This window comes from Vibrio sp. 10N.222.48.A3 (assembly GCF_041475345.1).
In the GTDB taxonomy this organism is placed as follows: domain Bacteria; phylum Pseudomonadota; class Gammaproteobacteria; order Enterobacterales; family Vibrionaceae; genus Vibrio; species Vibrio tasmaniensis_A.
The window spans coordinates 1-5,143 of record NZ_JBFRVX010000132.1; the positions used below are offsets into that span (position 1 = coordinate 1).

The following is a 5,143-nucleotide window of genomic DNA, read 5'->3' on the forward strand; positions in this document are numbered from 1 at the left end:
CGGCCATCAGGCGAGGTGCAAATTCCACTACATGGGTTTCCAACCCAAGGTTTTTGACTGCGTTTGCGGCTTCTAAGCCAAGCAGACCACCACCAATAACGACGCCAGATTTGCTGCCTTTGCTAGATAGTTCAATGGCGTCTAGATCTTCAATGGTGCGATAAACGTGGCAGTGTTCTTGGTCGTTACCGTGAATAGGGGGAACAAAAGGGAATGAACCGGTTGCCAGAATTAAGGTGTCATAACTCTCGGTATGTCCCGATTCAGTCACAACGCACTTATTTTCAGTATCCAGTTGAGCGACTCTCGCGTTGAGAAGGTAATTGACGCCATTGCTTTGGTAATACTCTTCGCTGGTTAATGCCAAATCATCAGCATTTCCGCGCTTGAAGTAAGCGGTCAACTGAACACGGTCGTAGGCCAACCTTGGCTCTTCACTAAAAGTAATCACATCAAACTCATCACTCTCTGATTGCAGGATGTTGTCGATAAATTTGTGTCCAACCATGCCGTTACCCACAACGACGATTTTCTTCTTGCTCATAATCCATTCCTTATTCTCGGCGTCACCATCACTAGCATCTAATTTCTAGTCGTTAGCAGATGAATACCGGGTTGAGATTCCACTCAATTCATAATCATCAAGAAAAACAAAAATGTTTTTTCTAAGTCTTGGTTTTTAGTGGAGCAAGTAGGGTGCCAGATTGCGGGTTGTTCATTTAAATAAAATTTAATTTATATTTTTCAGTGGTTTAAAATTTGGCGGTGGCACGCAATTACCCCTAAAGTGGTATGTAATTTTTTTGTTAGATTTATATAAATGAGCGTTTGTGGTGCAACTTTCCGCAAGATGGTGCAAAAATTAAGTTTCTATCTTGGTTAAGTTGAAATCTATTCAGTATTGATATTTTGTTTTTTTATTAAGTGATTGTTTTTAATGTTAAATATTTCTTTTTTGTCGGCTGGTATTAAGTGGCGTGCTATTTGCTTGGTTTGAGTTATTACAATTATGGATAATTGAGCGAGAAACGGATGACCGATTCAAACAGCGGTTGGATAAAATCAACCTGTGCTTATTGTGGTGTAGGGTGTGGAATAGAAGCGAGACCGACATCGTTAGGAAAACTAGAAGTACGTGGTGATAAAGATCATCCATCAAACTATGGGAAGCTATGTACTAAAGGGATTGCGCTTGGTGATACTGTCACGCCTTTAGGGCGCCTAACACAGCCTGCTCATATTCAGAATGAGCAAAAACAAGAGCTGGATTGGAACAGTGCCACTCAGTTGGTTGCAGACAAATTCAATCAAACGATTGAAGAATTTGGAGCCGATTCGGTTGCGTTCTATGTTTCTGGTCAGCTGCTTACTGAAGACTATTATGTTGCCAATAAATTGATGAAAGGCTTCATCGGCAGTGGCAACATCGACAGTAATTCTAGGCTGTGCATGGCTTCAACCGTGGTTGGGCATAAGCGAGCATTTGGCGCAGACACCGTACCTGTCTGTTATGAAGATCTCGAGCAAGCCGATCTGGTTGTGATTACAGGCTCCAACCTAGCATGGTGTCATCCGGTACTTTTCCAAAGGCTAAGAGCCGCGAAACAAGCCAACCCTGCATTGAAAGTCATCGTCATCGACCCGCGTTATACCGACACCTGTGAAATCGCAGACATTCACTTGGCATTGGAATCTGGCTCAGACGTGGCGCTGTTTAACGGTTTATTGGGTTACCTCGACGATAACGACAAGCTAGATTCAGACTATATAGAAAACCACACTCAAGGCTTTACTGAAGCGATTCGTTCTGCAAGTCATTATTGTTATACCGAATCAGACTATACCGAATCAAGTAAGGGAGACAAAAGCGTTCCTGAGCTAACAGGGCTTACTGAACAGCAACTTGAACAGTTCTACCAGTTGTTTGCATCTAACGAGAAGGTGCTCACCATCTATTCCCAAGGCGTAAATCAATCCACACAAGGGTGTGACAAGGTAAACGCCATTATTAATTGCCATTTAGCCACTGGGAAAATTGGCAAGCCGGGCGTGGGGCCATTCTCTGTAACGGGTCAGCCGAACGCAATGGGTGGGCGTGAGGTGGGCGGCCTAGCCAATACCTTAGCGGCGCACTTTGAGTTTGGTGATCCGCAATCACACCAAACGGTGAGCGAGTTCTGGCAAACCGACAGCTTAGCCACACATGCGGGTTTAAAAGCGATCGACCTGTTTGGTGCCATGAATGAGGGAAAAATCAAAGCGGTGTGGATCATGGCAACGAACCCAGTCGTGAGCCTGCCTGATAGCGAAAAAATCAAAGCCGCACTAGAGAAGTGCCCATTTGTGGTGGTGTCTGATTGTATTGCCGATACTGAAACCATACGCTTGGCCGATGTGGTGCTGCCCGCGCAAGGGTGGAGCGAGAAGTCGGGCACCGTGACTAATTCTGAGCGTCGAATCTCGCGCCAACGCCGTATATTACCAAGCCCAGGGGAAGCCAAACCTGATTGGTGGATATTAAAAGAAGTCGCGCAAAAAATGGGATTCAAAGAGCAGTTTGAGTATCGCCACGAAGGCGAGATCTTCAAAGAGTATTGCGAGATGACTGCGCTTGGTAATGAAACAGGTAAAGCGCGTGACTTGTGCTTAATAGGGCTCACTCAATTGGATGAAAAAGGCTATGGTGAACTCACTCCGCAACAATGGCCAGTACTTGAATATCAACCAGAGATCATTGAACAGCGCATGTTCACCGACGGCGAGTTCTTTACTGAATCTGGCAAAGCGCAGTTTATCGCGGTTGAGCACGACAAGCCGATTGCTGATACCAGTGTCGAATTCCCACTTATCATGAACACAGGCCGAATCCGAGACCAATGGCACACCATGAGCCGCACGGGCTTGGCCGCAGGTTTAGGCGAACACACACCAGAACCCTTTGTTGCCATGCACCCAGATACGGTTGCAGCACTTGGTTTAGAAGAGTTCGGCTTAGATGAATTTGGGCTAGATGCTTTCAACCACACCACTATTAATCCAGTGGTGAAAGTGCGCAGTGAACAAGGGGAGTGCCAAGCTCGCTTAGTGGTAACCAAAGAGATGCGCCGCGAACAAGTCTTCATGCCTATTCACTGGAATGCACCGACCGCCAAAGACAGCAAACCGTGTGACCTGATCTTGCCTCATACCGATGCGGCTTCAGGCCAGCCAGAGTTTAAACACACCCCAGTGGTGGTTGAGCCGTGTGGTTATCGTAGTGAAGCCGCACTGGTCAGTGACAAAGTGATGGATTGCAGCGGATTTGATTACTGGGTGCGCCAAAGAGTGGAGGGCGGTTTTCTGTATCGCATATCTTCCTCTAAGAACCCAATGGAGTTGGTGATTCAGCTTGCTAACACACTCGATGCTTTACCAGAACCGAATGCAGAAGCAATTAAGTCACTCCATTATCACGGCAACAAATCATTCAAGAACTACGGCTCTGCCAAGCTGGATCAATTTGGCGTGAAGCAAGCGTTCGTAGTCAACAGTAAGCTCGACCATCAAAGCATCGAATGGCTAGTGGAGTGCCTAACCCGAGAAGCCGATCAAGAGTTCGAAGCCGAGTTTTTGAGTGCCATGGCAAAGTAGTTATTACCTCTTATTCATCCATACTTATAACGTAGACGCCGACTATCATGTCGGCGTTTTTGTTTGAGAGCACGACACCCAAGATATGAACAACTCACATATTGGGTGGTTTTCTGCTTTTCGTCATGTCTGATACGAAGATAAGTAGGTAAGATGATGTTATTAAATGGGTTATTGGACCTAGTGCAGCGCGTCTTGGAAACTAGACAGAATTGTTTCAGAGACAAAATTCAGGATTATTCTGTCTAACATAGCTGTTATGTGATTAGGTGTGAATGTTTAGGTAGAGTGGAAAATGTATGAAAAATTCTGAAGTGACGTCCTTATAAAAATACAAGCCCCTGAATCAATTCACACTAGATATTATAGCTTCAGAACGCATTAACTATGCACTACCTGAGTCATTTAATGATCCTTTCGATACGAAATGCTCGTTTCCCAGCAATACCGCCATGACTTCATCTACTAATGTAAATAAAATCGCACGAGCCTTTCCCAATGAGCCAGACATTATGGCATTCAAACTCAAAAATGTAATTCCAGATATTGATAGGTTTCATCATCATTTGAAAACTTTGGAATCGTATTACTGACAGAAAACGCAACTGATATTCTAATGTGGTCTCATTATGCTGATAATCACAATGGAATTTTTATTGAGCTAGAAAGAAACGAGCAGAATGAATTGGGCAATCATGAGGTAACTAGAAAAGTAAAATATACTAAAAGTTATCCGTCATTGAATACAAAAATTTTACTTGAAAAAGATAGGTTTAATGCATCATTGCAAAGAGATTTTATACACAAAATATTTGCAATGGAAATATGAAAAAGAGTTGCGAACTTTTAAACCACAAGGTGATAGAGGTTATCCGTTACCCGGAAAAATCTTATCAATCTCTTTTGGCGTAAGAGCGTCACCAATAGACATTGAAATAGTCAAGAAATTAATAGTGGGCACGGAAATAAAGTTGTTCCACGCTGAGTTAAAGCAAGGGGATTTTGGCATTAAGTTCAAAAAATCACATAATAAAAATGTTAGTTGAAGCGTGTATTATAAAGGCCTCGTAGTAGAGGCCCTTAGGAACTAGTTGTTTGGCGTACCACCAAGACAGATTAGTTCGTTTGCTTCGTCTTTTGTCAAATCACTAAGTAAAAGATCTAGTGTTACTTGAGTACGTCGTTCAGCGGAACCAAATTTATCAATGCCACCGCACTTTACTGTGTCAATTTTTACTAGTGCAATCGTTTGACCTTTATCTTTAACCTCAACATTTAGGTAACGCATATAAGTAGCCATATCCCACCACCAGTTTGCAGAATATGTTAGTTTTGGGGCGTCTGTGGTTTTTGAGTTGGACTGAGAGATATCAATAACTTGGTAGTCATATCCGTATTCGTCTAATTTTGCAGCAATGATTTTTTTAATTGAGTCTTTTGTTCGGCCATCGTCAATTATCAGTAGTTCCTTGTTTTCTAAATACGTTGTATCTAGTTTTTGTAACTCAACAAT

5 protein-coding genes are annotated in these 5,143 nt (G+C 43.2%); 3 read left to right on the top strand and 2 right to left on the bottom strand.

Annotation, left to right across the window (positions count from 1 at the left end; all coding sequences use genetic code 11):
- Positions 1 to 544, bottom strand: a 544-nt coding sequence (locus AB4653_RS04970; protein ID WP_372103466.1) for an FAD-dependent oxidoreductase, incomplete at its 3' end; no start/stop codon positions are given.
- A gap of 473 nt (positions 545 to 1,017) precedes the next feature.
- On the opposite strand from AB4653_RS04970, the gene AB4653_RS04975 reads away from it, so the two are divergent.
- The 3 genes from AB4653_RS04975 (at position 1,018) to AB4653_RS04985 (ending at position 4,676) form a co-directional block, all read left to right on the top strand.
- Entirely contained in the window at positions 1,018 to 3,630 is a 2,613-nt protein-coding gene (locus AB4653_RS04975; protein ID WP_032555002.1) for a molybdopterin oxidoreductase family protein, read from the top strand.
- Positions 3,631 to 4,246: 616 nt separating this feature from the next.
- The gene (locus tag AB4653_RS04980; protein WP_083783993.1) at positions 4,247 to 4,459 is read left to right on the top strand and encodes a DUF2971 domain-containing protein; all 213 of its coding nucleotides are present in this window, start codon (positions 4,247 to 4,249) and stop codon (positions 4,457 to 4,459) included.
- Positions 4,389 to 4,676, top strand: coding sequence for a hypothetical protein (locus AB4653_RS04985; RefSeq protein ID WP_170962756.1), 288 nt, complete (start codon positions 4,389 to 4,391; stop codon positions 4,674 to 4,676). Before AB4653_RS04980 ends, AB4653_RS04985 begins: the two co-directional genes overlap by 71 nt.
- 41 nt (positions 4,677 to 4,717) lie before the next feature.
- On the opposite strand, the gene AB4653_RS04990 is transcribed toward AB4653_RS04985, so the two are convergent.
- Positions 4,718 to 5,143 (bottom strand): Sbal_3080 family lipoprotein (locus AB4653_RS04990; RefSeq protein ID WP_372103469.1); only part of this gene is annotated, 426 nt, incomplete at its 5' end.